Genomic DNA, 25,940 nt, shown 5'->3' with positions numbered 1-25,940 from the left:
TTGTCAGATGCGAGGTGACGCCAACACCGGATTGAACATGCCCCCTGACACCGCCCCCACCACCCATGACGCACAGGAAGACGCCCGCAACAAGGACATCCAGATCTATGTGAACGGGGCGCTCTATCATCGCGATAAGGCTGTCGTTTCTGTCTATGATTCCGGGTTCATGTTGGGCGACGGCATGTGGGAGGGGATGCGTCTGTATGACGGTATCTGGGCATTCTTTGACGCGCACATGGATCGATTCTTTGCCTCGTGCAAAGCCGTATCTCTGGATGCCGGAATGGACCGCAAGGGCATCATGGCAGCGCTGGAACAGACTGCGGCGGCGAACGAGATGACCACGGACGTCCATTGCCGGTTGATGCTGACGCGCGGGATCAAGGACAAGCCTTTCCAACATCCCGCGCTCAGCCGGTCAGGTCCGACACTTGTGATCATCATGGAGCATTCACGCCCCGCCACGCACCTGGGGACAATCGGCATCCGTTTGGCCAGTGTGCCGCAGGTGCGTGGCGTGCCGCACGCGCAGGATGCCAAATTGAACAGCCATTCGAAACTGAATTGCGTGATTGCCTGCCTTCAGGCCGAACAGGCCGGGGCGGACGAGGCCTTGATGCTTGACCCCCATGGCTTCGTGAATACGACAAATGCCTGCAATTTCTTCATTGTCCGCAAGGGCGAGGTTTGGACATCAACCGGTGATTACTGCATGAACGGTGTGACCCGCGCGAAAGTAATCGAGCTGTGCCAGACGAACGGAATACCCATACGAGAAAAGAATTATTCGCTTTACGAAGCCTACGGCGCAGATGAAGCGTTTCTGACAGGCACTTTCGGGGCGCAGACCATTGTTCGGGAAATCGATGGCAAATCGATTGGTGATGGCCACAACCCTGTGACCGAACGTATTCGCGCGCTTTACAAGAAAATGATCGAAGATCATGTCGATGCAATGAAGGCCAAAAGCGCCTAGATCACCGGGACGCTTTGACGTGGTTTATCTGCTGCGCCTGGCACTGCGGGTATGAACCTGCAGGATCTGACCATCTGGTCCGTCGGCACAAAAAACCAGGAAGGTGGAGCTTGCGAATTGCATTGCTGGCATTGAGCGTGAGTGCCAATTGAAAGACGTCTTGCATTTTTTTGATAGACGTCTTTCATTTTCTTGCATATCGTCCCATAAACTCCTCAAAACGCTTCAGGATGATCTGATCGACATGCTTCGAACACCTACGCTTAGTGACGTCGCCAAGCGCGCAGGCGTAAGCTATGCGACTGCAGACAGGGTCGTGAATGCACGCGGCGGCGTCGCAGAAAGATCAAGAGCCAAGGTACAGGCGGCCATCGAATCCTTGGGATACGTACGCAATATCGCTGCGGCGAACCTTTCACAGCAGCGCGTGTATCGCTTTGGGTTCGTCCTGCCCGCTGGCGAGAATGCGTTCTTTGATCATATGCGCCAGTTGATACGTTACCGGGTGGCAACCATCCCTGCCTCACAGGTTGAAGTGCAGGTGTTTGATGTGGATGCGTTCAACGTCCAAGCACTGTGCACAGAATTGCACGGCCTGCGTGGGCAAGATTTTGATGGGTTGGCCGTTGTGGGGATTGATCATCCCGATGTCGCGCATGCGCTGGGTGCGCTACGCGAAAGCGGTGTTGCAGTCGTTACTTTGGTATCGGATGTGCAAGCGCCTGCGCTGGCGGGATATGTCGGTGTGGACAATTTCGCGGCGGGGCGCACGGCGGGACGACTGATCGGGATGGCGCAGGCAGCGAATTTCGGTACCGTTCAGATCATTCTGGGCTCACATGTCCTGCGCGATCACGCGGAGCGGTTGGCGGGTGCGCAATTCGTGCTGGCGCGTGACTTCCCGCATGTGACAGTGCTGTCCCCACTTGCAGGATTGGACCAGGGACCGCTGGTGGAGAGCCTTCTGGCGGAACGCCTGCTGCTACATCCAGAGATTACGGCGATCTATGGTCTTGGTGCCGGCAATAACGGGATTATTCGGACGATGGCCGCACGCCTCCCCACGCTGCCACGACCGTTTTGTGTCCTGCACGAGCTGACCACCGATACACGACATGCGATCGAAGCCGGGCTTGTCGATGCGGTCATCGACCAGCAGCCTGAGCAGGAGATTGACCGCGCTTTCGCGTTGATGCGCCACGCCGCTGACCGGATGCCGCTGCAGAACACCGGCTTGATCACACCCGCAATTTTTCTGCGCGACAACCTGCCGTCCGCCACCCACATTCCCCATGATGAAAGGCCTGACCATGACTGACTTCTTCGGCACTCTCTCCCCGCTTCGTTATGATCCGGAAAGCGACCAAATGGCATTTCGTCACTACAATCCGGACGAAGTGCTGTTGGGCAAACGGATGGAAGACCACCTGCGGTTCGCGGCGGCCTATTGGCACAGCTTTGCCTGGCCCGGGGGCGATCCCTTCGGTGGCCAGACCTTTGAGCGGCCCTGGTTCGGCGACACCATGGAAGATGCGCGGCTGAAAGCGGACGTCGCGTTTGAGATGTTCCAGATCCTCAATGTTCCCTATTTCTGTTTTCACGACGCCGATATCCGGCCCGAGGGTGCAACATTTGCGGAAAGCGCCCGGCGGTTTTCCGAAATCACCGATATCTTCGCGCAGAAGATGGAACAAACCGGCACGCGACTTCTTTGGGGCACCGCGAACCTGTTCTCGCACCGGCGGTTCATGGCCGGTGCCGCGTCCAACCCTGATCCAGAGGTTTTTGCCTGGTCTGCCGCGACGGTAAAGAATTGCCTGGATGCCACGCACGCACTTGGCGGCGAGAATTACGTGCTTTGGGGGGGCCGTGAAGGGTATGAGACGTTGCTGAACACAGACCTTGCCGCAGAAACCGAGCATATGGGTCGGTTTCTGAGCGTGGTCGTCGATTACAAGCACAAGATCGGTTTCAAGGGTGCCATCCTTGTCGAACCAAAGCCACAGGAACCCACGAAACATCAGTATGATTACGATGTCGGGACAGTTTATGGCTTCCTCAAACGCTTCGGGTTGGAAGACGAGGTGAAGATGAACATCGAACAGGGCCATGCGATACTGGCCGGGCACAGCTTTGAGCACGAGATCGCCATGGCGCAGGCCTTAGGCATCTTCGGCTCCATCGATATGAACCGCAACGATTATCAGTCCGGGTGGGACACCGACCAATTCCCAAACAATGTGCCGGAAGTTGCGCTGGCCTATTATGAGATCCTCAAGGGCGGCGGATTTACCAGCGGCGGCACCAACTTTGATGCGAAGCTGCGTCGGCAGTCGTTGGACCCCGAAGATCTGATTGCAGCCCATGCAGGTGCCATGGATGTTTGCGCCCGAGGATTGAAAGCGGCCGCGGCTATGCTGGAGGACGGCACGCTGGAACAGATGCGACGCAACAGATATGCAGGTTGGGAAAGCCCCGATGCGCAGGCTATGCTTGGCATGGATCTGGAAACCATCGCCGCCAAGGTCGCCGACGGGAAAATTGATCCAATGCCACGTTCCGGTCGCCAGGAAATCCTGGAGAATGTTGTGAACCGCTTCGTTTGACGGTTTCCCGTCACGGCGTGTGTTCCTCTATCGCGCCATGCAGAAAGTACCTTGTGTGTTGGAACGCAGCCTCCCTTGAGCAGACCGCCCCCTGCCCGGGAGACTTACGCATGCATCCCGGTCTACTGTTCGGCCTTTGATGCGGCAAATTCGATCCATCTGCTCACGTCCAGAATTTGCCCGACCACACCAAGCTTGGGTGAGAGCGAAGCGGAATCGCTTTGTGCAAGCTCAGCCAGGCTGGTCACCCCACACTGATGCAGCAACCAAACAAGGCCCGGCCCGGCACCGGGCAAACTGTTCAAATCGCTGCCTTCCAGATCAGGTTCGATCGATTGCGCATCCTGACACGGTGCAATCGCGCTGGGTTCTTGCGCCGAAAACTGCTCCTGTTCCGAAGTGTGATCTTGCGAAGAGGGAACTCCGAGACGGGTTGCGTCGCTATCTGTCATATCGGAGTCGATTGGGTCACGCACGTCAGACGGCGGGTCTGAAGCGACAATGAAGTCAACATCGTCATCAAGCTCCGCAAGTGCCGCATGTTCAACCGAATCCGGCGCCTCCAAAACGGGAGAAGGTGACAGCTGGGCTGGGTTATCGTCGGCAGGATGGTTGATATCGTCCGCCTCTTCCAGCGTCGGCGGGGCGGCTTCAATGATCTGAGTGTTTTCCCGGCTGACAGCCAGCTCCGCGCGTTCAAACGCCATCTCGACCGGGTCCGAGGTGTCCGTGCCATCGCTCTTTCGCGCCAGACGTGCCGCGCGGATCTCCTTTAGGTGGGCCCGGGCGGAGCGGCGGACATGGGCGGCGCGGTTGCGGTAATCGTTTTGGTGGATCATTGAAATGGTTCCTTGGATGATGGGATTTGCGAATTTTGCATCAGGAAAGTTTCCCAATCAGCAAGCACATCTCCGACAAGAACTTCGAACTGCTGGTGAAAACGAAGCTCCGCATGCAACGTGGAAAGGAGATCAAACAGGTTTTCGCCGAACGACCCGGTCCCGCCTTTGGCACTGCACAGATGTTCAAGGTGGTCCACGGCGTCTGACCATTCCTTGAAATTGAAAGCAGCCGCACGGACAGCGCCGTCCTTCAGGCAGGAATATCCAAGGACAAATCCACCGCGTTGGCGTTCCCAGACCGCAATCTCTAAATGCTGATCGGGGTCAAGGGCCCGCCAATGCCAACAAAGCCTTCGGCCATTGAATCGATAGGGCGGATTTCCAAGCCGACGCACGACTTGTCTGTCCCACGCCGCGACAGAAATATCGGCACCGCTCATGCTGGACCGGGTTGTCGACATTTCCCTTGCCTGCGCCTGACCGTCCTCGCGCATCGTAAGGCTCATCATATCGCAATGCTCTCCTTTGAGTGCGGATGCGATAACAGGGTTTTGGTTATGCGACCGTTAACGCAGCAACCTTCAATGCCGCAGCGGCTGGATCGTGAAAGTCCCCAACGGAAAGAATTCCTTGAGGAACGACAACATCTCAGAGGCTTCCGCTATCGAATTGAAGCTGTAATAGAGGATTTCTTCGCCTCCATCTTCGACATACATCTCGACCATTCCTGACATCGTCACTGCCCCCGAACCTATAAAATACACCCTGAATTGAACGTATCATATGGCTTTGAGCACGCAATCGTTTGCTCATTCTTCATTAATTCCCTGCATCACCCTTCCATCCGCAGATTGTCGCGGCATGTCGCTGATTGCCGCGCCGGAAGGAGCAAGGACGAATGAACCAAATTGGACAACTTAGCGAAGCTGACGGCCAGTATGAGTACCGCGATCAGGCACGCGGGCTTATCATTCGGGGTGAACACCCTGAATGGGTCTTGCAGGCCGCGGCCGAGGTCATCGGCAACACAGCACGGCTTGAAGCTGAAAGCGTCGTGGAAGAACTTACCGCGATGCTGGAATTCGAGGCTGCGGAACCGATTGAGGTCGATTCCGCAAAATATGCCCTCAAGGAGCGTTTCGAACTGGTCCCCCAGTGCATCGTGTCCCTCGGCAAGATGGACTACAAATGGGCCGCCGCCGAAGGACGTGCTCAAAAGCCCGAAGAATTCGGATCACAGCCTCTCAAGCGTTTGCATGACATGTCGATGACCAAATCGGATTCATTCCTCACGAATGAACCCGGCGTGGACATGGACGACTAAACGACCCCTCAAAGTAAGGACTTAAAGATGGAAATCATTCCCTTTGGCAGCCAGGATCTGGACAACATCCTCAGCCGAGAGCCGCAGCGCGCCGAATATCTGCCCTTTGGGGCGGTGATGCTGGACCGCAATGGCAAGATCACCAAGTACAACAAGGCCGAAGGCCTGATCGCAAGCCGCACACCGGAAGAGATGATCGGCAAGGACTTCTTCAACGATGTCGCTCCTTGTGCGAAGGGCAAGCGGTTTCACGGTGAATTCCTGAAGTTTCACAGAACCGGCCAGATCAACGTCATGTTCGACTACACCTTCGCCTACAAGGGGGCCGACGTCGGCGTGAAAATTCACCTCAAGTCACAACCGGATGGCCAGAATTGCTGGATGTTCGTCAAGCGAACCTAAGACCGGTCCAGGGCCATCCGATGCACCATACTGATCAGATCAAGGTCGAGGTAACCATCTCGCCGGAGTTGAGGTTTTTGATGGCGGTACGGGCAAGCCCTCCGCCATCAACGCCAAAACCGGAGCCTGCACCAGTGGCGCTGCGGCAGGAAAGTGGCGCGCCAACAGGTTTGCCACTGGCAGAGGTTCGTTTGCGTCAGGACGGTGCAAAACCTGTAAGGTTCAGAGGGGCGCCCGCATTCAAGGTAGATGGTGAACTGCAGGGACATTCCGCCAGTATCGCGCATCACTTCGCGCTTTATCTGGATGCTGCGGGGAAAATCCATGCCGCCGTGTCTCTGGAGCCAGGGGACACCGCTGGTGTCAGGCCCAGTTATCGGTGTGCTGTCCTCAACGACACCCTTGAGTTGCACACTTGGCTGGAACTCTGGCTGCGAGATGTCCTTGGCCCGGTCCTGTCAGGGCCACGAAGAAATTGTGCGCAAACACAGCCAACGGTGCTTGCCGCATTCCACACACTTACGGGACACTGCCTGCGTAGCGCAAACCCGTCTTTCGAAAGGAAAGAACCATGTCTTCAATGATGGAAGCCACTTCGTCCATGGATCAAGGCGCGCAACAGGGTGGCGTTGCTCAATTCCCCACCCAGACCCGCCGGATCAAACGCATCGGCGGCCGCCCGATCACCTTTGACGGCAGCGAACTCGGAATGGCGATGAGCTATTCGGCAAGCGTGCCCTATTGGTACGAGATCAACCTCTACCGCACCAGTGATCAGCGTTTTGTCACCACGGTGCGCCTGTTCTTCATCTCCGACAAGGAGGAAGACCGCGTGCAGGGCTGGGATTGCGGAGACCTGGATGAGGCAATCGAAAAGCTGATCCAGTACGACGCAGCACGCGATGTTGATCTGGGTATGGGACTGGATCCCAGCAAGGCGACACCTGCCGAATTGGCCGCATATGCCATGGACCTGCGCGCACAGGTCGCCGACCGACGGCAGCACTACAAAAGCCTTGTCGGCGAATTCCTGTACGAGTTGGATGGCGGGCAGTAGCGATCCGTGGCGCTGCATCCTGATTCAATACGACGCATTCTGATCGCCCTGATCGAACAGGCGCAGTCAGACTTGCAAAAAAAGGGCCTGATCCGCAAGGATCAGGCAATTTCGCCGCTGGTCTTCGGGACGTCCGCAAATGAAATCGATGCATTCGCCGTGGATGAGGCGACCCTTGGATTTGACAGTCTGTCCCGGCTCGAACTGATCAGCAGCGTGAACCGGTTCTTTCAACTCAGTCAGACCGGGGCGGAAGACTATCTGCTGCTCAATCCTTCCATCGGACGTTGGGTTGAGACTGTAAGCCAGCACGCCACGCTCGTTGATGAGGGGCAAACGTACGGTTTTGCAACCTCCGGGACGGCAGGACCGGTGAGCATCCACCTGCATCCTCTTCAACGGCTGGAAGCTGAAGTTGACGCCCTGCGCACAGGCCCTCTGAACGGGTTCGCCTGCCCTTCCCGCATCATTGCCCTCGTGCCGCCACATCATATTTTCGGATTTCTTTTCACTTGCCTGTTGCCTTCCATGATTGGCGCAGACGTCATCGATCTGCATCGCCATGCGCCCTCAGCTCTTGCACGCATGGGGCAACCCGGTGACCTGGTAATCGGCACGCCCTTCTCATGGCAATCCGTTGCTGCGGCAGGTATGGCGATTTCGCGTGGCTTGCACGGCATCACGTCAGGCGGGCCAAGTACCGATGAAACCTGGTTAAGACAGGGACCGGGACGTCCCGAAAAAATGACTGAGATCTACGGAGCAACAGAGACTGGCGGGATTGGCAGCAGGCAAGCGCAGGAGGCGCCGTTCAGCTTGCTGGAACACCTTGCAGCAGTCGATAGCGATATTGTCAGAGCGGCTGATGCCGATCAGGCGTCCCTACCGATACAGGATCGGATTGTCTGGACGGCCGACCGTCAGTTTCGCCTTGGCGGGCGCTTCGATCAAGTGGTTCAGGTGGCGGGCGTCAACGTGCTGCCTGCGCAGGTTGCCGCCTGCATCGGCGAAGTTACAGGCGTAGCAGACGTAGCGGTTCGACCGGGCAATGATCGCCTGAAAGGCTTCGTGGTCGCCAAACGGGAGGTTGAAGATCTGCAAGCGCTGGAGGTGAAGATACGGGATCATGTCCGCATGCGCCTACCGGCACCTGCGCGGCCCGGAACGCTGACTTTCGGTGCAGCCTTGCCGCGCAACGTGATGGGCAAGCCTTGTGATTGGGCAGAACCCGAAGAAACAAGATCTGCCGACGTTCCTTATGTCGCGAGCTAAAACCTGAAGTCAGTCAATTTGATTAACCGAAAATAAAGTCAAAGCACGGATGGTGAACCGAGATGCAGAAACGCATCCGCCAATCCTCGGGGCCGCGCGTGACCAAATTTGAAAGTACATCCCAGCTTATCGGCCCCAGTGTTGAGGTTGGCGCAAACGGATCACATCAATCCCCATGGCGGGGTATGACAAACGGCCAAGACTTCTTTGAATCCGATGAAATCAGCAGCCTGATCAAGCGGGGATTGTTCTATGCCCGTGCTGGCGTCCCTCTGAATTTCCAAGGCGCAGCAGGGCTCGGGAAAACCTCCATCGCGCTCGAAATCGCGCGTCGCCTTGGCCGCAAGGTGTCGGTCATGACAGGCAACGATTGGCTGGGCAGTGACGATCTGATCGGCAAGGAAGTCGGGCAAAGCACCCACTCCGTTGTCGACAAATACATTCAACGCGTGCGCAGAAGTGAGGCAAGCCTGCGCTATGATTGGGAGGCGTCCCTGCTGGCCGAAGCGATGCGAGATGGACACACACTCGTTTACGACGAATTCACGCGCTCCAGTGCCAAGGCAAACGGAATCCTGCTCAGCGTCCTTGAAGAAGGGGTTCTGATCACAACCGACCGGTTGGCCGATGCAGCAAAGATCGAGGCACATCACAATTTCAGGATTATCCTGACGTCAAACCCGCATGATTATGCAGGCGTGAACCAGTCGCCCGATGCGCTTCTTGATCGGATGCTTACCTTCCGCTTGACACGTTTCGGGATGGAAACAGAAGCGGGCATTGTGAAAGCCCGCACCGGGGTGTCCGCACAGATGAGCCGCCGCATCGTCATGCTGGTGCGACATCTGCAAGCGCTCGACGGACCCGATGCGGATCACTCCATGCGGGCCGGATTGATGATTGCGCGCATCGTCGCGGTGCGCCAGCGCACAAACCCCATATCCGATGCCTTGCTGGCCCAGATCGTGACCGATGTCCTGAACGGGCGGGGTGCCACGCTCAGCCCATCGCAAATCGCAAGGGCGCTTGAAGCGGCAGGACAAACGAAAAGAGGTAACTCATGAACAGACCAAAGACCCAATTGCCCCGGCGGCCGCGAATGGCGTCTGCCAAAGTGGCGCGATCTGCCAAGGAAGCTGCCATCGGCCTTGTCCGGCTTGAATTCGATGCCGCGCGCCTGCGCCAAGGCCTCGATCAGGCGCAAAACAGGGCCGAAAGCTTTCAGCACGAATTGCAGCGAAACTGCGATGAGCGCAAACACCTGATGACGGTTCTGGCACAGGCCGAAGCGGTTGCGGAAAATGGTTTGGCAAGATGAAGCATGAGGCCAAGACCCAATTCAAGGGACCACCGCCCGCCGGTGAGGGGCTGAGCATGATGGATGCCATCGGCCTTGCACGTTCGGCCATCGTTTCAATGACGGGCTTGGACGTGGATGCGGTGGTGCATTGCGCCCGTTCGGAGACGGAAGGGGCAAGTTGGGCCATCACTTTGGACGTGCTCGAAAGCCGTGCACGCATGGGTGATAACGATCTGCTGTCGGCGTATGAAGTCCAGTTTGGTCCAACGGGCGACCTTGTGCATTTCGAACGGTTGCGCCGGTATCACCGCGAAGATCGGGTGACCTGATGGGCTATGATATTCAGGGCCCTGCCCAGGGTGACGGATTGGCCGATGTGCTTGAGCGCATTCTCGACAAGGGTGTCGTGATTGCGGGCGACGTTTCAGTCTCGCTCGTGGGGATTGAGCTTTTGTCGATCCGCCTGCGGCTTCTGATTGCGACAGTCGATAAGGCAAAGGAAATGGGCATCAACTGGTGGGAAGCCGACCCCAGCCTCAGCGCCGATGCCGACGCATTGAGGGTGGAAAACACCGCTCTGCTGGATCGGATTGCGGCGTTGGAAAGCCGTCTCACCGCTCTTGATCACGAAAGGCAGGCCACCGGATGAATGACAAGAGACGAGACCCTTTCGGGCAAAAACCCCAAGACATTGAAACTGGTCTTGGCAATCTTTTCGACGCCCTCAACCAGGCCGTTGGGCAGATCGCCACAAAGCTCGAAGACGGAAAAAGCGGGACGATTTCCCGCGATCATATATTCGAGACAGAAAAGGGCCCAATGCGCGCACATGCGGGCATACGGCTCCGTATGGGCGGGATCGATGTTGGGGGTGAAAGCCCCAGTACCCCGCAACCGGTCAACCGTAAGAAAACCCCGCCTGCCCCGCCCCGTCCGCAGCAGCAGCCATCGGCTATCCCCTTGCAATACGATCTCTTTGAAGACAGCGGGGCATGGGTTCTGACGGCCGACATGCCCGGTGTTTCACGTAAGGACATCACGCTGTCGCAGGACGGAACTGACCTTGTTGTGCAAACAAGCGCAGACAGGAAATACCATGCGCGCATCAACCTGGCGGATCCGTTCGATCCCGATCGGATCACCGTCTCGCTGCGCAATGGCATCCTTTCCCTGAACATCCCCAAGGAAACCGCATGATTTATCTTTATGGCCTGGCAGAGACTGGCACGTCGGTTGCGAAGACCGCTCTCGATGGCACGATGGGCCTACAATCAACAGTGGAGGTCAGTCCGCTTGGCCCATGGGCGCTGATCCATTCTGCCCAGGATGACGCCGAAATTCTGCCGCGCCGAAAGCTGATGTTGGCGCATACCCGGGTTTTGGAGCGACTTTTGCCGATCGCACCCGTATTGCCCGCACGGTTTGGGCTGGTGGCGGCATCGCTGGACGAGGCTACGGATCTGATCACCTCCCAGCACGACAAGATCGCAAGCGCCTTCGATCGTATCAGGGGCTGCGTCGAACTCGGCGTGCGCGTGTCCTTTGATCGGTCCAAGGCACTTGAGGCGACACTGGAACAGAAATCTGCCCTCCGCAAGGAACGCGATACATTGTCATTGCGCGGTGCAGAAGCACGTTTCGCAGTAGCCGATTTCGGAGGCCGGTTGGCGGAGCAACTGGACCGACGGCGCGGTGATGCGCAGCGCACCTTGCTGGATGCCCTCAAGCCGCTTGCTAGGGACCATGTCCTCCGGGCGCCCGACAGCGACGCACAAGCCCTGCGCGCGGAGTTCCTGGTCGACGCCGACAACCAGGAGACATTTACAACTGCGTTGCAGAAAACAGCCGCTGCGCTTCCCTTTGCGCCACATGCAGAACCTGAAATCCAGATCATCGGCCCGGCCCCGTTTTACAACTTCGTGCAGCTTTATCTGTCCCCCCCGCAGGAAGAGGAGGCCGCCTGATGGGTTTACTGCGCCGCTTGCTTTTCTCGCCCGTTACGGCTCCTGCGGACACGGCTTTGTGGGTCGCCCGCAAAGTGCATGAAACCGCCGAACGAGAACTCAATGACCCAGCGGCGATCCGGGGGGCGCTTGTCGAGTTGGAAGGTCAACTGCTGGCCGGAGAGATTGATGATGAGACCTATGACGCGGCAGAACACGACCTTCTAAGCCGACTTGGTATGCTTTCATGATTGACCCCACCCTGACCCTTCCACTGGCCCAAAGTCCGCAGTCGGCGCGCGCGCTGGTGAAGATACCGATCGATCGCATGGCCGAAGTCGGTCTAACAGCCGGCGATTGCATCACGTTGCAAGCGGGTCGGACAACCCATGCCCGCGTCATGCCTGCACCGCGTGGTGGGACAGGACTGGAAATATCTTCGGAGCTTGCGCGAAACGCGGGCGGTGAATTTGGCACCAATGCGCAGGTGCGGCGAGCGGCGCTTTTACCGCTAAATTCAGTGCTGGTCCGCATAACCGGTGCCGAGGTGACGAACCCTGAAGATCTTGCAGAAGCATTGCATGACCTGCCGTTGACCCAAGGCGATAGGCTGTCGATCATCGCGCCGATGGGCCGGCAAGTCACCCTTGAAGTGGTAAGCTTGGACCCAGCGCCAGCGGGTCTCTTTACCCTCGACACTGTGTTGTCTCTGGCGGCAACGCCCCCTCCTGCAGTTGGCTACGATGGCGTTGGTGGGATGGAAGCCGAAATTGCCCGCATTCATGAGATGGTTGCGGTCCCCCTGTTACGACCGGAGTTGTTCGAGCGGCTTGGCGTGGCCGCCCCACGCGGCGTGTTGTTTACCGGGCCACCGGGATCAGGCAAGACGTTGCTGGCACGCGCCATTGCCGCGCGGACGTCTGCCGCTTTCTATCAGATCAACGGTCCCGAAATTGTCTCAAAACACTACGGCGAAAGCGAAGCCGCGCTGCGCGCTATTTTTGAAGCCGCCGCAAAGGATGCCCCGGCAATCGTTTTCATAGATGAGATTGACGCTATTGCCCCCGCTCGTGCAGGGCTTTCGGGCGAAAAACAGGTGGAGCGTCGGGTTGTCGCACAATTGTTGACCTTGATGGATGGTCTGGCAGAACGCGGGCGTATCGTCGTCATGGCTGCCACCAATCTCCCCGACAGTCTTGACCCGGCGCTCCGACGTCCGGGCAGGTTCGACCGAGAGATTGGTTTTGCGCCCCCGGATGCGCGTCAGCGCGTAGCCATTCTTCGCGTCCACTTGCGTAACGCGCCGCTTGCCGACGACGTCGCACTGGATCGGATCGCTGCTGAAACAAGCGGCTATGTCGGTGCCGATCTTGCTGCTGTCGCCCGCGAAGCGAGCCTTGCCGCACTTGACCGGACAGTTACAGCTGCTGGGAGTGAAGCAGAAGTTGATCCAGAGAATTTGTTCATAACTCAGGCTGACCTGATGCAGGGGCTTGCGGTGACCAGCCCAAGCGCCTTGAGGGGCACATATGTCGAAACGCCCGAAGTAGGGTTTGATGATATAGGGGGCATGGATGCCATCAAGGCCGCCCTGACAGAAGCGGTGCTTTGGCCGTTGCAGCACCGGGAGGCCTGCACCGCACTGGGCCTTGAGCCTGCTGCGGGTGTCTTGATGTCAGGCCCGCCGGGAAGTGGCAAAACGCTGCTGGCGCGGGCGCTGGCGACGCAAAGCGGAATGAATTTCATACCGGTCCGGCCAGCGACCGTGCTGTCCCAATTCCTTGGCGATGCCGAACGCGCAATTGCTGACATTTTCGCCAAGGCGCGTCATGCCGCCCCGTGCTTGATCTTTTTCGATGAGCTTGACACGCTGGCCCCGCGCAGAGGGAAGGCAGATGCCGCTCAGGACCGGCTGGTTGCGCAGCTGCTGACGGAACTGGACGGTATGGTGCGCAACAGTGACGTTGTGGTCCTGGCGGCCACCAACCGTGCCGCCGCGATTGATCCTGCCCTGACACGACCCGGCCGCTTCGATGTCGTCATTCCAATTCCCTTGCCTGACCGAACGACCCGTCGTGCCATTCTGGATGTACATTGCAAATCACTGCCGCTCAGTGATGACATTGATCTTGACCGCATGGCGCGGGACAGCGAAGGGGCGTCCGGTGCCGATATTGCGGCGCTCGTCGCATCCGCAGCCCGACATGCTTTGCGACACGCCGTAGACACGCAAGCCAGTGAAACCCGCATCGGGAAAGCGGATTTCGATGCCGCAAACAGGTTGATGGCATCCGCCGAAAAAGCGCGTCTGACAGATTTCGTTGCAGGAGAGACGTATGACGAAAAGGCATGAACTCATCGCGCTGATCGACTGCTGCCCGAACGGGGCCGTTTCCCCACCAGGAGTGTCCTTCATTCCCTCGGGTCGTTTTACTGCCGTGTTTGGTAAATCAACAAGCTGGCGAATGCCAATGAGCGGCAACCGCAGACAGGCCCTGCAAGGCGCAGCTGAGAGACAAGCCCACCTCGAAAGCTGCATGCGTTTTGGAACTGTCTTGCCCGTGCGACGGGAGTGTTTTGTCGATCCGGATGCGATGTCTGTTCTGTTGACGGCGAACGCAGATATCCTCGATCAAGTCAGTCAGCGACTGCGTGGCGCAGTCCAGTATCAGGTCACGGTGCGCTGGCAAGCGGCACAGGTGCTGATGCACTTCAGGGATACACCTGAGATCAGACCGCTTTTTAGTGGCACGCAGATCACACCAGTCGCCTTGGAAAGTGCGGTGGGCAAACTGGCGGCAAGACTTGAAGCGACCATGTGGCCTGAACTGCGGAGCGTCGGACGGGAAGTGCTGGCGTTGCCCGTCGCCGAGGATGTTCTGCTCAATGCGGCTGTCTTGGTTTCAGAGGCTGACATTTTCAACCTCGACCAGGCGGTTGAGCGTATTGACGCGATCTGGCCCGAAGGCCTTTCGATCCGGCAGATTGGCCCTGCTCCGGGCAGTTCGTTTGCATTGCTGGATCCAGTCTGGAAGGACGCCGCGACCATTGAGCATGCCCATGTGACATTGCGTCTCAATCCAGGCGCCTCGGATCAGGAAATTACAGAAGCACGGCGCACTTCCTTGATGAAGCCGGGATGCGATCCCGGGCACATCCGCCTTGCTGCACAACTGGTGCAAGCAGCAACCCGCTTGGGCGGAGTGAAAGCAGGTCTGCACCTGTGCGCAATCCGCGCTGATGATCAAAGTACAAGCGCATCAATGGGGCTGGCTGTCGCATGACCTCCCCTGTCTTACAGCTTCACGGATTGATGGCTCGGCGCCCCAGGCGCGTGCCGTCGCCCCACGCGCATCGGATATTGCGGCTTGGTCCGTTGTCTGCACTGGTTTCCCGGTGCCCTCACGACGGTGCATTGGATGGCATTGAGCCGTCCGCGATGGCTGCGCGGGCGATGGCACATCACGAACTCCTGCTCGGTTACTGCGAAACCGCCCCCTTGCTCCCAACACGCTTCGGCGCGTTTTTTTCGTCGATCCACGCGATGCGGCAAAGCATCAACGAGGATGCGGAACGGCATCTTGATACGCTGGAGCAACTTGCGGACCGCCATGAGTTCGCTGTCAAACTTACCCTTGCGAACAAGGACATGGTTCCAGCCCAACACGACGAAAAACCCAGGACTGGCGCACAGTTTCTTGCCCATCGTCGGATCGCCCGCAATGCCCGCAAGTCTGTCGGCGCAATGCGCAAACAGTTCACACAGGATCTTTCGCATGCATTGCAAACTCTTGGTCCGATAACGGCTTACACAACGCAGGATGCGCTGCTGCACGTGGGCATTCTCCTGCCCAGGCAGAAGCGCGATCGTCTGAAAACAACCGTTGAACAATTCGCCTCAAAGTCAGAAATGCTGAACCTTTGCTTGCAATTGGTGGGACCATGGCCTGCCTACAGTTTCGTCGCAGATGAACGTGCAGTGGAGAATTGCGATGGCGGTTGATCTGCAGATGGCCTCCGCGTCAGAGGCGCTGACCAAGCAGGACGGCCGTCTGGTCGATCTGGTCGATGGATTACTCAACCACGGTGTCGTTCTGCGCGGCGGCCTGTGGCTGACGGTTGCCGATGTGGATTTGGTGTTCCTCGGTGTCGACGTCGTACTCAGCACGCCACAAAAAATGCGGGAGCTTAACAGATGAGCAATTCTGCTCTGGGGTGGGCGTCAGCTGAAACCCCTCATGCTGAAGATCTGACACAGGAAACGATTGGATCTCTTGTTTTGATAAGCAGCCCTTGTGTTGCTGCGCCAACGGCGCGGGCCCGGATGGGGCGGCAAGTGCAGCTTTTTGAAGCGGGGGTGGATTTTCTGCCCTTTGCGCCAAGAGCCAGTTATTGCACATCAGTGGTGCGCCGATTGACCCTGAACCAGATGAACGATTTGCAGGCCCGGCTGAAAAAAACAAGCGGTTATGGACAGTTGACAGTGCGTCTGACCGCGCAGCGGTTGGATATGGACGGGAGCCCTGATGTTCCCTCATGGCTGCGCAGCCGTCAGATCCTGCAAGCACGCCGCCGTGAACAGGAAAAAGTGCTGGAAGCGGCGATGGTGGAAATCATGCGCGGCGCGGAATCCGCCGCCGCAACCGCACCGCTGGTACGGCACAACCAATGCACATGTCATCTGCTGATCCCCAGACAGGCGCAGGACAGGTTCAAATCCCTGATCGCCAAACGCGCCGCCGCATTCAGCGGTATCGTGCGGAACCTCGACGTAACCGGGCTTTGGCCTCCCTATGCGTTTTCCGAAATAACAGCCGCCACCAAACAAAAGGACGCAGCGTGACCAGAGATGCAATAACACTCGAACTGGATCCGGCGGCTATTGGACAGGCGGTCAAAGGTACCGGCGATACACACCAGATCTCTATCGACCCCGACAAGGTCGAACAGGATCTGGCGCGACTGGTCCTCGGACTGATGGCGTTCCTGCGCGAGTTGATGGAGCTGCAAGCCATTCGCCAGATGGAAGATGGATTGCTGTCGCCGACGCAAGAAGAACAGTTGGGCACAACGCTGATGCGAGCAGAAGCGGCAATTCATGATCTTGCTGGGCGCTTCGGCCTTACACCTGATGACCTGTCGCTCGACCTTGGGCCATTGGGTCGCACCATCTGAACTCCAGTCCTTTGGAAAGCCATTCTTCATGAACACCGTCCGTGCCAATCCAGACTTTGCCGAAAGCAGCAGCCCTGATGCGCATGCCTTCCGCTCCGGCAGGGGTGCCCCTCGAAGCAATGGCGGCCCGCAGGCCCAGCTTGACGATCTGGCCCGTGCCGGGGTCGTTACTCATGTTGTGGGGCATGGTGAAGAGATTGACACGCTCTTTGCGGTCTCTCAGTTGCGCGATCTTCCGGAAGTGCGGTTTGTTGCGGCCTTTCGTGAAGGTTTCATTGCATTGGGGTGCCCGGACGGCCTGCCGGAACAGTTGAAAGATCTTGCGTCTCCGATCTCCGTTCCTCCAGAGCCGGAAAAGACCGAAGACGTCGGGGCTGACAAGATGCAATCCACGCTCGACGCAGTGCTGGGCAGGCTTTCCGCCCTTGAAGGTCCAGACGGGCTGGCTGCGGTGCATGAAAAGTTGCAGACCTTGGATACGGTCAACGTCGAAACCGCCAGAATGGTGGGTGATCTCGCTCATACAATTGCCGAAGACCGAGTACCGGACCCTGCTCAGACCATTGAGGCGCAATTGGAAGGTCCGCTTCGTGCATTGATGTCGGGGCAGGATGCGCTGGCGGAACGGATCACCCGTCCGCTTGCGGATATTGCCGAGCGGCTTGGTCACGTGGAACAACAGATTGAGGCCGTGCGGGCCGACGCCAATCAGGCACCGACCGGGCCGACGCAAGTTGTCTTGCCGCCCGATCTGGAACATCTGATCGACGTGTTGCCCCACCTTGATGCTGGATTGACCCGCGTGGAAGAAGGGCTGTCGGCAGCGGTTCATCACGGAAACGAGCGGCTGGATGGCGTTCTGACCCGATTGGATGAAATGAGCGCCGCCGTCACACACCCACCGCAAAGCGATGCCCGTATCGGACAGATCGCGGAGACGCTGGATGGTGTGGGCTTGCACCTGGACGCGCTGAAGCAGGAAATGACGCAGCATGCTGCACCTCCTGCCGCTTCAGCCCATGACAGCACAGCGGAACGCACCGCCATTCTTAGCGCGCTGGCACAGGTGCAGGACTCCATCGAAAACGTTGCTGCCCGTCCCGACCCGGTGCTTGATTTGACGGCACAAAGGCAAAGCTTTGCACAATTCAGCACGGTTATGAAAATGGTTGTGCAACGGTTGGAGGGAACTGCCGATCAGATCAAGGAAGCCCTTGACGCAACCAGAGATTCGGACAGACAGGCCATTCCAGAGGCGCTGTACGACGACCTCCGGGAGATCGTTTCGTCCACCTTGTCAACCAGTCTGGCCAAGAGCGATAACAGCCCCCGGATCGGGGAGGAACTGGATAGCATCAAGACGCAGATGATGCTTCTACCGACAGTCGCACAGCAGATTGAAGTTGCGAACACCACGCTGCAAGCGATTGCCAACAAGCCGAAGCCAGTCCTTGATCTGACCGAACAGCGGCGCAGTTTTGCGTCGTTCACCACCGCACTGGCCACTGTCGTCCAACGATTGGAAGAAGTAACGGAGCGTCACGCGACACCTGCCGAAGTTGAAAGCACTGAAAGCGCCATTCTGGAAAAGATCGAGCGTCTGCCTGAGCAATGCGCGACACACCTTTCCTCGACCTTAGACACGGAGGCCATTGCGGCGCAGCTGACCGAGCGATTGCAGGACAACGGCAGGACCGAAAAGCTGCATGCCGAGATCCTGGCGCTGCCGGACAGGATCGTATCGGCGGCACCGCCCACCGATTTGTCCACCATCGAATCCAGCCTCTCTGCGCTTTTTCAACAGCAGTGCGACCTATTGCCTACGCTGGATCGTCTGCAAACGCAGGTAGAGGTCATGCAAACCACCGCACCGGTGACGTTGGACCTTACTGAGCAACGCACAAGTTTTGCCATGTTCGGCACCGCACTCGCCACCGTCGTTGGACGGCTGGAACTGATGATAGAAACGATGGGTCGGACTGCGCCAGCCGCAGACGGGGCAGAGCTTGGCCAGTTGATTCAGGGGTTGTCCGAGGCCCTCACGGCGTTCAACCCCGATCTTTCCAACATCGAGAACCAGATCGAACGGCTTGCGCCTTTGACCGACCTCCCCCAGCAGATATCCGGCCTTCAGTCCACCTTTGAGAACCAGATTTCGCAGCAGCAGCCCCCCCGCCTAGACCTGACAGAGCAACGTCAAAGCCTTGCACGTTTCGCGACGGCGGCGGAACAGGTCATTCGCCGGATGGAAGCCGTCAGTTCAGCGCTGCCGGACCAGATCGCCGCCAGAGACGCCGCAAACTATCGACCCCTTGCCAAACGTATGCGGAGGTTGGAAAGACAAATCGCTGCGCTGCGCTCTGCGCAGGAAGGTGCTGCATCACAAATGCAGCACCTGACCAGGACACTTGAGGATAATCCGGCCCCCCTTAATCGGAACGGAAACCCGAATACCACCGAAGAAGCAGCCGCGTCCAAGATCGAAGAACTGGTAAGTCCTCAGGCCGATGCTCTTTCTATGGAAGATACGGCATCCTTCTTTCAGGCAGCGGATGCGCCACTGGACAACCTTCGCTTTTATTTCGCGGAAATGATCGCTTCGCAGATCCGGGAAACACTTAGGCATGGCGCAGCAAAGCCGAAAGTCTGATCGGATTTTAGGCATTAAGCGTGTTCAAATACGCCCGGCCGCCTGATCGCAATGAATTGTTATTCTCTGACAGTTACTCAAAACCGTGCCCGAATGGATGGGGCGCACGGCCCTGTTTTAACATGGAGAATACTATGTCTATCGAAAAGAATATCGCATCGGCATCAATTGCCGAAGTTGTGGACCGCATCCTCGACAAGGGGGTGATCATTGACGCCTTTGTCCGCATCTCGCTGGTTGGAATCGAACTGATCGCCATTGAAGTGCGCGCCGTCGTCTCCTCCGTGGAGACATGGCTGAAGTATGCGGAAGCGGTCGGTCTGACGGTTGATCCGGCAACAGCCTGATATCAGACCCGCAATTTGGGTGGGGCATAGCGTGCCATGGTGGCTGCCAAGGTCTCAATGTCCCGCCCAAGCGGACGATCCTCGGTGACAGCAGCACTTTTGCTGCGGACCAGCTGATGCAGCGTGCGCGCATTGGCAGATAATCCGTAATCCTCCTCGTCCGTATCAGCCTCGGCTTCTTCAATAATGTCAAAAGACTGCGCTACACATAGCGCGAGGATGGCGTGGATCTGCGTGAGAAGACCCAGCTTCTGACCCAATAATCGTGCAGCGATAGTTCCCATCGAAACCACATCCTGATTTGCCCCGTTGGTCGAGATTGAGTGGATGGACGCAGGCCCGATGGTCCGCATTTCCGCCAGCAGCGCCGTCGCAGTGACCTGGGCCCCCATCAGGCCCGAATTCAAACCGGCAGGGCCGCGGTGGAGAAAGGCGGGCAGCCCGCGGTTCAGACGTTCATCTGTCAATCTCGCAATCTGCCGTTCCGCCAGCCCCGCAAGGACCGTCACAGCCTGGGCCAGGGCATCAGATGCAAGGCCCACGTGCTGTCCCATGAAATTTCCACCGTGAAGCACAAGCGGACTGTCTGGAATATCGCTGTCCGGTACTTCAACCTCAACAATGGGGAAGATCGGGTTGTCCGTGGCCGCGCAGAGTTCCGTCGCGACGATCTTGCTGTGCCAGTCTGCCGTGTCCCAGACCGCGCCGATGACCTGCGGCGCACAACGCAATGTATAGGCATCCTGGCCAATGCTTTCTTCAGTTGTGGGTTCCAATCCGGCAAGACGACGATCGGCAAGATGGCTCCGCTCCACCCGCGTGCTGCCTGCAACCCGCGCACGCAGCAGACTGGCCGTTGCGGCCTGCCGGGGGTGGGGTCGCAACACACCGAAGGCGGGGTGCCACGCCTCAATCCTGCCGCCTTGCGCCTCCGCCATTGCCGCCGTCAACGTGATGGCCCAGTCAATGGCTTGTGCAGCACGGCGGGTATTGATCAGGCCGACCCCCGTCATCGCAGATGTCCCATTGACCAGCGCCAGCCCGTCGCGCGCGTCAAGATCAACAGGTTCCAGCCCCATCATCTCCAGACCTTGGGTACCGCTGATGCGACGCCCGTCCCGCAAGCAGAATGCCCCACGCCCCTGAAAGCAGAGGACCATATGGGCAAGCGGCGTCAGATCACCCGACGCGCCCACCGTACCGCGGCACGGCATCACCGGTGCCAAAGGTCCGTTGAGCGTCTGAAGAAGAGTATCAATCGCAGGTTTGGAGGCACCCGACACACCTTGCAAAATGGACATCAGCCGCGCCAGCACAATGGCCCGGGCTGTCGCCCAGTCAAATGCCGGACCGACACCTGTCGCGAGGTGATGCACGAGATTTTGCTGCAGTTTGGCGCCGTCGGCACTGCTGACCAGCCGATTGGCCAGTGGCCCGAAACCGGTGGTGATCCCATAGACATGACGTTCTTCGGCAATGACTTCTTGTAGCCGACCATGCGCAGCCGCGCAGCGGGACCACGCAGTATCGAGAAGCGACAGGTGCAACCGCCCGTCAACAACCTGTATGGCATCTTCAAGCGAAAGGTGAGCGTCAACCAGAACGCGTGCCGCTGCGGGGTCGTGATGCTGTGTCATGTCATATCCTGTCCAGATTTTTTTTGGACCATAGCAAAGACATGGTTAATGCAGGCTAAACGCCAGTGGATCGCATGGGCCGAATTCGACCAACCGCAAGGTTTCATTAAGCCATGCCCCTTAAGAGATGTCCGAACCCGATCGAGGAACCCACATGTCTGAGACCCCGAAAACCGAAGAATTCGATACGCCCGCACAGATCCTTCCCGGGGTCATCGGTCCGGTGGCCGCAACCCTGCTGGCGGAGGATATCCTGCTGCTGTTCAGTGTTGAAACCGGCACACTTGTGTCGGCGAACGACAGCGCGCTGATGCAATTGGGCCTTGATCTGGACAACGCTATTCTGCCCACCTTCACGGAGATGGCGCACGGCAGCGATCAAAGCGCAGAGGTAATGTGGGACCAGCTTGGCGCCGCGGAATCCTGCAGTTGGACGGGTGATGTGAGCGGCGCACTCGGGCTCAGATGCTCGGGCAGCATTCGGGCCTTGCCCTGTGCCGCACCGTCGGGGGATTCATTTGTCCTGCTTCATCTGACTTCAGCGCCCCAAGCATCCCCGCCGCCGACCAGCGCGGCATCCCCAGACCCCGATCCTGTACTCGACGCTGCGATCGGCATCATCACCTACGACATGGACGGGAATATTCTGTCCGTCAACGACCTCGCCCAGGCCGCGATGGAGGATTATGGCGAGGAACTGGTGGGGCGGAACCATGACACGATCTGGCCCAAGGCAATCTGTGACAGCGAAGCCTATATCGCTTTTTGGGAAAAAATGCGTCAGGGCCGACAGGTCGATGGGGTCTATCGCCATGTGTCGGCGGTGGGCAGCGAAATCTGGCTGCGCAGCATCTATACCCCTCTCAAGGATGCCAGTGGCCACCCGGCGCGGGTCATCCACTGTCTGATGGATGTGACCGAAGACAGCTATTCCGCCGACATCGCCCAAAAACGCAGCGATGCGATCTGGGCCGGTCTGCCGATGTGCGAATTTGATGCCGAAGGGCACGTGACGGCCATCACCTCGGCGCTGGCTGGTCTGCTGGGACATCCGGACGATCAGGCCATCGGGATGCATGACAACGATTTCTGCGACAAGACGTTCGCCAAAAGTGCTGCGTATATCCAGGTTTGGGAGGCGCTGGCACTGGGGAAAAGTCAAAAGCTCAAGATCAAGCACCGCACATCCGATCAGGAGATCGTCTGGTTGGAGGCCGCTCTGGTTCCGATCATGAATTCGGACGGCAAGCTTGAAAAGGTTCTCAAGCTGGCCACCGATATCACCGAGGAATACGAGGATTACCTCGACTGCCGCCAGGTGCTGGACGCCAGCAACGCGATGTTCGGCCGTGCGGAGTTCGATTCCGATGGCAACACTCTGAGGGTCAACAAGGTTTTCACCAAATGCTTTGGCATTCCCATGGATGAAGCACGTGAAGTCCGGCATCGCGACCTGTGCACCGAAGAGGTAATGCCAGCCGCTCAATACTCCGATCTCTGGGGCAAGCTCTATGAAGGGGAGACGCTCGAAGGGTTGTACGAAATGCGCTCTGCTTCTGGTGATGTGCTCTGGCTGCGGGCTGTTTACAAACCGCTTTTCAGTGCCCGGGGAACCCTTCAGAAAGTGCTGATGTTCTTCATCGATCAGACCGACAGCCATTTGCGTGAAGCAAAGCTGAACGACCAGATGAACGCAGTGGATGCCGCGCAAGTCTTTATCGAGTTCGAGGCAGATGGCACCATTCACGCGGCCAACCAGACATTCTGCGATGTGTTCGGATATACTGACGCCGACGTGCGTAGCAAAAAGCTCAATACCGCCCACACCGATGATCCGGCGGCAGCCGAAAGCCATCGTGCCACCTGGGATCATCTGCGCGCCGGGGAATTGCAGTCTGGCACTTTCAGGCACATTGGCGCAAAGGGCGAAGATGTCTGGTTGCGGGGGGCCTATTCGCCAATATCCAGCCCGCAAATTGGCTTTGCCGGCGTGCTGTTCTTTGGCAGTGATGTGACCGCGGAATATCTCACGGCACTTGAGGTGGAGGCAAAGTTGAATGCGCTTCTGGGTTCTCAGGCAGTCATCGAATTTGATCCCACCGGCCACGTCATAAATGCGAATGAGAGTTTCCTGAAAATCTTCGGGTATACACTGCGCGAGATCGTTGAACAGCACCATTCGATGCTGTGCATATCCGACTATGTCCGAACCCCCGAGTACCGAAGCTTCTGGCTGAACCTCGAAAAGGGAGAGGAAACCTGCGGCAGGGTGCACCGCGTTGGTCGGTTTGACCGCGATGTCTATCTGTATGCTCATTACAAGCCGATTTTCGATGTGAATGGCAAGGTCACCAAGGTGCTGAAATCTGCCATCGACATCACGGACATGGTTGAACTGGAAAAGTTGGTCAGCACCCGCTCTGCAGAAATCAGGACACAGGTGGAGGCCTGCACAGAAACAGGGAATACAATCCGGCAAGGCGCGATCGAATTGGTGCAAGGCACTGACGCGGCACGCACAAGTACTCAAGAAAGCACCAAGAACCTCGACGCCACGATGGAAACGTTCAAATCCGTTTCCTCCGAAGTGTCGGACCTGTCCGAACTCGTCGATGTCATCAGCGAAATTGCGGTGCAGACAAACCTGCTGGCGTTCAATGCGGCGATCGAAGCGGCGCGGGCGGGCGAACACGGAATTGGTTTTTCAATCGTCGCGGATGAAGTGCGCAAACTTGCAGAACGTAACGGTGAAGCCGCACGCAGCATTGGTCGAAATATCGAAAGCGCGACGCAACAGATCACGGATGGCGCAACCAACGCACAGCTGATCATGGAGGCTTTCGGCACCCAATCAACCAGATTGGAAGAAACCGCCCAAACCTTGTCACGGATGCTGGAGCTGAGCGAAGAGCAAGGCGGCACCATGGGTGCAGCAGCGCGGATTGCAGGCGAAATGCAATCCGCAATCGCACGCCCCTGATACCGTTATGGCAGAACCCAGTCAGCACGCCTACGGCATCGTCCGCATCGGCAAAACGCCCATCGGCATCCCGATCCATCAACTGAGCGAGGTTTGCCACGTCAACAGCCCGGCTGCCCTGCCCATCCCATCTGATGCCCTTCTGGGTGGGTTCGAATTGCGCGGCAGTGTCGTGCCCCTGCTTCATATCGGCAGGATATTCGGAAGCGGGCCGGATACGGAAAACGCTCACCTGGCCGTCGTGCTGAAATGTGACGATTCCGTTCTGGCTTTTTACGTTGATGAAGTCATGGGCATTGCCACCTGCGCTGACGACGACGTTCAGCCATTGAACAAAACAGATGCGGACGCGCCAACGAACATACGGGGTGTATTCAAACATCAGACGGGGTTTGTCGCGATCCTCGACGTGCCCGCCATATTCGAACTGCCCGACGTCTATTCTGCGCAGCGCCCTGGCCTTGCGAACGTGACTGGCACGGCTGAGCGGCATACCAGACAGCTTACGTTCCAGGCGGGTGGCGCGCTTTATGCGGTGCCCGCGATTGAAGTTTATGCTGCGGTACCGCGGCAAGACATAAAGGTTACGGCGATCACATCCGGCCCCTGTCTTGGTGAGATATCCTATTACGGCCGCCGGGTTCCTGTCGCCTGCCCTGTCAGCATGCTGGGTCTGGGTGAGATCACGGAGCGCGGACCAAGTGAAATTGTCGTGATGCGGTTTCCCGACGACAGGCTTCTTGGTTTCGCTGTAGATGCCATTCGCAACATTGAGAGTTTCAAACCGGATCAATCGGCGCAGATTCCGTTGTGTCAGGAGCACGCACAACAGTTAATCGAATATGTGAACGTTCAGGCGGACAGCGCGCAGATTTACGCCGTGGACATCCGCGCATTGCACGAAGATGCCGTCGCGCTGAACCTCGCGTCCCTCTCTGAGCCAGCCGCACAAGAAACGCACGCACCGGTCGAAAACCAGACGGACGCTGGCAACGGAACGGTCGTGCGGGAGCGTGAGAGATATCTGGTTGTTGATGTCGGCGCGCCGGTCGCAATTCCACTTAGCCAGGTAAGCTGTATCATGGATCCGCCCACATCGATTACACCGGCCCGTCGCGAAACACCGGGTTTCCGGGGCTATTTTTCAAGGCTGGGCCAATCCGTAGCGCTGTTTGGGCTGTCCGATATTCTGGCAACGCCAGCCGCGCAAGATGACGCGCAAACGAAGAACCGCCGTGTTGTGCTCACCGGTGGCGATCAGAAGCAAATCGGTTTTGAGGTCGCGCAGGTCATCAGTATCGAAGTGTCTGAATGGCGGGAGCATCCGAAGGATGGAGAGATGGGACCCGCCGTGCAACTGGGAACAAAAGCCAATCGCGCGGTTCTCCCGGTTGTTGACCTTGGGGCGCTGGTCACTGTCTAGCCG

Annotated in this window: 28 protein-coding genes; 24 read left to right on the top strand and 4 right to left on the bottom strand. The window is 58.0% G+C overall.

The window, feature by feature from the left end; genetic code table 11:
* Positions 1–37: 37 nt before the first annotated feature.
* The 3 genes from AB4X18_RS11430 (at position 38) to xylA (ending at position 3,585) form a co-directional block, all read left to right on the top strand.
* Positions 38–979, top strand: a complete 942-nt coding sequence (locus AB4X18_RS11430; protein WP_370400200.1) for an aminotransferase class IV — start codon at positions 38–40, stop codon at positions 977–979.
* A 244-nt stretch (positions 980–1,223) separates the two neighbouring features.
* Positions 1,224–2,297 (top strand): LacI family DNA-binding transcriptional regulator, encoded by a 1,074-nt coding sequence (locus tag AB4X18_RS11425; RefSeq protein ID WP_370400199.1) that lies wholly within the window; start codon positions 1,224–1,226, stop codon positions 2,295–2,297.
* Positions 2,290–3,585 carry a xylose isomerase gene (gene xylA, locus AB4X18_RS11420; RefSeq protein ID WP_370400198.1) on the top strand — a complete coding sequence of 432 codons (1,296 nt, stop codon included), beginning with the start codon at positions 2,290–2,292 and terminating at the stop codon, positions 3,583–3,585. Before AB4X18_RS11425 ends, xylA begins: the two co-directional genes overlap by 8 nt.
* Positions 3,586–3,707: 122 nt before the next feature.
* Here xylA and AB4X18_RS11415 read toward each other — a convergent pair whose 3' ends face one another.
* The 3 genes from AB4X18_RS11415 to AB4X18_RS11405 form a co-directional block, all read right to left on the bottom strand.
* Positions 3,708–4,424 (bottom strand): hypothetical protein, encoded by a 717-nt coding sequence (locus AB4X18_RS11415; protein ID WP_370400197.1) that lies wholly within the window; start codon positions 4,422–4,424, stop codon positions 3,708–3,710.
* Complete coding sequence (locus AB4X18_RS11410; RefSeq protein WP_432816609.1) at positions 4,421–4,936, bottom strand: hypothetical protein; 516 nt, start codon at positions 4,934–4,936, stop codon at positions 4,421–4,423. Before AB4X18_RS11410 ends, AB4X18_RS11415 begins: the two co-directional genes overlap by 4 nt.
* Before the next feature lie 72 nt (positions 4,937–5,008).
* Positions 5,009–5,161, bottom strand: a complete 153-nt coding sequence (locus AB4X18_RS11405) for a hypothetical protein (protein WP_370400195.1) — start codon at positions 5,159–5,161, stop codon at positions 5,009–5,011.
* A 164-nt stretch (positions 5,162–5,325) separates the two neighbouring features.
* On the opposite strand from AB4X18_RS11405, the gene AB4X18_RS11400 reads away from it, so the two are divergent.
* From AB4X18_RS11400 to gvpA, 19 genes are all read left to right on the top strand, one after another.
* Complete coding sequence (locus AB4X18_RS11400) at positions 5,326–5,751, top strand: hypothetical protein (protein WP_370400194.1); 426 nt, start codon at positions 5,326–5,328, stop codon at positions 5,749–5,751.
* A gap of 27 nt (positions 5,752–5,778) precedes the next feature.
* Entirely contained in the window at positions 5,779–6,153 is a 375-nt protein-coding gene (pyp, locus tag AB4X18_RS11395; RefSeq protein WP_370400193.1) for a photoactive yellow protein, read from the top strand.
* 571 nt (positions 6,154–6,724) lie between these two features.
* On the top strand, positions 6,725–7,210 hold the full coding sequence (locus AB4X18_RS11390; RefSeq protein ID WP_370400192.1) for a hypothetical protein: 486 nt from the start codon (positions 6,725–6,727) through the stop codon (positions 7,208–7,210).
* Between the two features lie 6 nt (positions 7,211–7,216).
* A complete protein-coding gene (pcl, locus tag AB4X18_RS11385; RefSeq protein ID WP_432816608.1) occupies positions 7,217–8,482 on the top strand; it encodes a 4-coumarate--CoA ligase in 1,266 nt (421 codons plus the stop codon).
* A 185-nt stretch (positions 8,483–8,667) separates the two neighbouring features.
* Positions 8,668–9,546 (top strand): AAA family ATPase, encoded by an 879-nt coding sequence (locus tag AB4X18_RS11380; protein WP_370400190.1) that lies wholly within the window; start codon positions 8,668–8,670, stop codon positions 9,544–9,546.
* Positions 9,543–9,800, top strand: coding sequence for a hypothetical protein (locus tag AB4X18_RS11375; protein WP_432816607.1), 258 nt, complete (start codon positions 9,543–9,545; stop codon positions 9,798–9,800). Before AB4X18_RS11380 ends, AB4X18_RS11375 begins: the two co-directional genes overlap by 4 nt.
* Positions 9,797–10,111 (top strand): gas vesicle protein GvpO, encoded by a 315-nt coding sequence (gvpO, locus tag AB4X18_RS11370; RefSeq protein WP_370400188.1) that lies wholly within the window; start codon positions 9,797–9,799, stop codon positions 10,109–10,111. Before AB4X18_RS11375 ends, gvpO begins: the two co-directional genes overlap by 4 nt.
* Positions 10,111–10,431, top strand: coding sequence for a gas vesicle protein (locus AB4X18_RS11365; protein WP_432816606.1), 321 nt, complete (start codon positions 10,111–10,113; stop codon positions 10,429–10,431). The genes gvpO and AB4X18_RS11365 overlap by 1 nt, the downstream gene beginning before the upstream one ends.
* Entirely contained in the window at positions 10,428–10,979 is a 552-nt protein-coding gene (locus AB4X18_RS11360) for an Hsp20/alpha crystallin family protein (protein WP_370400187.1), read from the top strand. The genes AB4X18_RS11365 and AB4X18_RS11360 overlap by 4 nt, the downstream gene beginning before the upstream one ends.
* Complete coding sequence (locus tag AB4X18_RS11355; RefSeq protein ID WP_370400186.1) at positions 10,976–11,746, top strand: GvpL/GvpF family gas vesicle protein; 771 nt, start codon at positions 10,976–10,978, stop codon at positions 11,744–11,746. The genes AB4X18_RS11360 and AB4X18_RS11355 overlap by 4 nt, the downstream gene beginning before the upstream one ends.
* Complete coding sequence (locus tag AB4X18_RS11350; RefSeq protein WP_370400185.1) at positions 11,746–11,976, top strand: gas vesicle protein GvpG; 231 nt, start codon at positions 11,746–11,748, stop codon at positions 11,974–11,976. Before AB4X18_RS11355 ends, AB4X18_RS11350 begins: the two co-directional genes overlap by 1 nt.
* On the top strand, positions 11,973–14,078 hold the full coding sequence (locus AB4X18_RS11345; protein ID WP_370400184.1) for an AAA family ATPase: 2,106 nt from the start codon (positions 11,973–11,975) through the stop codon (positions 14,076–14,078). Before AB4X18_RS11350 ends, AB4X18_RS11345 begins: the two co-directional genes overlap by 4 nt.
* On the top strand, positions 14,062–15,009 hold the full coding sequence (locus tag AB4X18_RS11340) for a GvpL/GvpF family gas vesicle protein (RefSeq protein ID WP_370400183.1): 948 nt from the start codon (positions 14,062–14,064) through the stop codon (positions 15,007–15,009). The genes AB4X18_RS11345 and AB4X18_RS11340 overlap by 17 nt, the downstream gene beginning before the upstream one ends.
* The gene (locus AB4X18_RS11335; RefSeq protein WP_370400182.1) at positions 15,006–15,728 is read left to right on the top strand and encodes a GvpL/GvpF family gas vesicle protein; all 723 of its coding nucleotides are present in this window, start codon (positions 15,006–15,008) and stop codon (positions 15,726–15,728) included. Before AB4X18_RS11340 ends, AB4X18_RS11335 begins: the two co-directional genes overlap by 4 nt.
* Positions 15,718–15,924 carry a gas vesicle protein GvpJ gene (gene gvpJ, locus AB4X18_RS11330; protein WP_370400181.1) on the top strand — a complete coding sequence of 69 codons (207 nt, stop codon included), beginning with the start codon at positions 15,718–15,720 and terminating at the stop codon, positions 15,922–15,924. The genes AB4X18_RS11335 and gvpJ overlap by 11 nt, the downstream gene beginning before the upstream one ends.
* A 137-nt stretch (positions 15,925–16,061) precedes the next feature.
* The gene (locus tag AB4X18_RS11325; protein WP_432816605.1) at positions 16,062–16,568 is read left to right on the top strand and encodes a GvpL/GvpF family gas vesicle protein; all 507 of its coding nucleotides are present in this window, start codon (positions 16,062–16,064) and stop codon (positions 16,566–16,568) included.
* Positions 16,565–16,900, top strand: a complete 336-nt coding sequence (locus tag AB4X18_RS11320) for a gas vesicle protein K (protein WP_370400179.1) — start codon at positions 16,565–16,567, stop codon at positions 16,898–16,900. Before AB4X18_RS11325 ends, AB4X18_RS11320 begins: the two co-directional genes overlap by 4 nt.
* 28 nt (positions 16,901–16,928) lie before the next feature.
* On the top strand, positions 16,929–19,550 hold the full coding sequence (locus AB4X18_RS11315; RefSeq protein WP_432816604.1) for a hypothetical protein: 2,622 nt from the start codon (positions 16,929–16,931) through the stop codon (positions 19,548–19,550).
* A 134-nt stretch (positions 19,551–19,684) separates the two neighbouring features.
* Positions 19,685–19,897, top strand: a complete 213-nt coding sequence (gene gvpA / locus AB4X18_RS11310; protein WP_299881917.1) for a gas vesicle structural protein GvpA — start codon at positions 19,685–19,687, stop codon at positions 19,895–19,897.
* A 2-nt stretch (positions 19,898–19,899) separates the two neighbouring features.
* On the opposite strand, the gene AB4X18_RS11305 is transcribed toward gvpA, so the two are convergent.
* Complete coding sequence (locus tag AB4X18_RS11305; protein WP_370400176.1) at positions 19,900–21,534, bottom strand: HAL/PAL/TAL family ammonia-lyase; 1,635 nt, start codon at positions 21,532–21,534, stop codon at positions 19,900–19,902.
* Between the two features lie 154 nt (positions 21,535–21,688).
* On the opposite strand from AB4X18_RS11305, the gene AB4X18_RS11300 reads away from it, so the two are divergent.
* Positions 21,689–24,514, top strand: a complete 2,826-nt coding sequence (locus AB4X18_RS11300) for a PAS domain-containing protein (protein WP_370400175.1) — start codon at positions 21,689–21,691, stop codon at positions 24,512–24,514.
* Between the two features lie 7 nt (positions 24,515–24,521).
* A complete protein-coding gene (locus tag AB4X18_RS11295; protein ID WP_370400174.1) occupies positions 24,522–25,937 on the top strand; it encodes a chemotaxis protein CheW in 1,416 nt (471 codons plus the stop codon).
* Positions 25,938–25,940 lie beyond the last annotated feature (3 nt).

It is taken from the genome of Sulfitobacter rhodophyticola (assembly GCF_041281685.2).
Classification (GTDB): Bacteria; Pseudomonadota; Alphaproteobacteria; order Rhodobacterales; family Rhodobacteraceae; genus Sulfitobacter.
The sequence above is the reverse complement of the archived record's forward strand: the minus strand, read 5'-3'. Positions and strand labels throughout refer to the sequence as shown.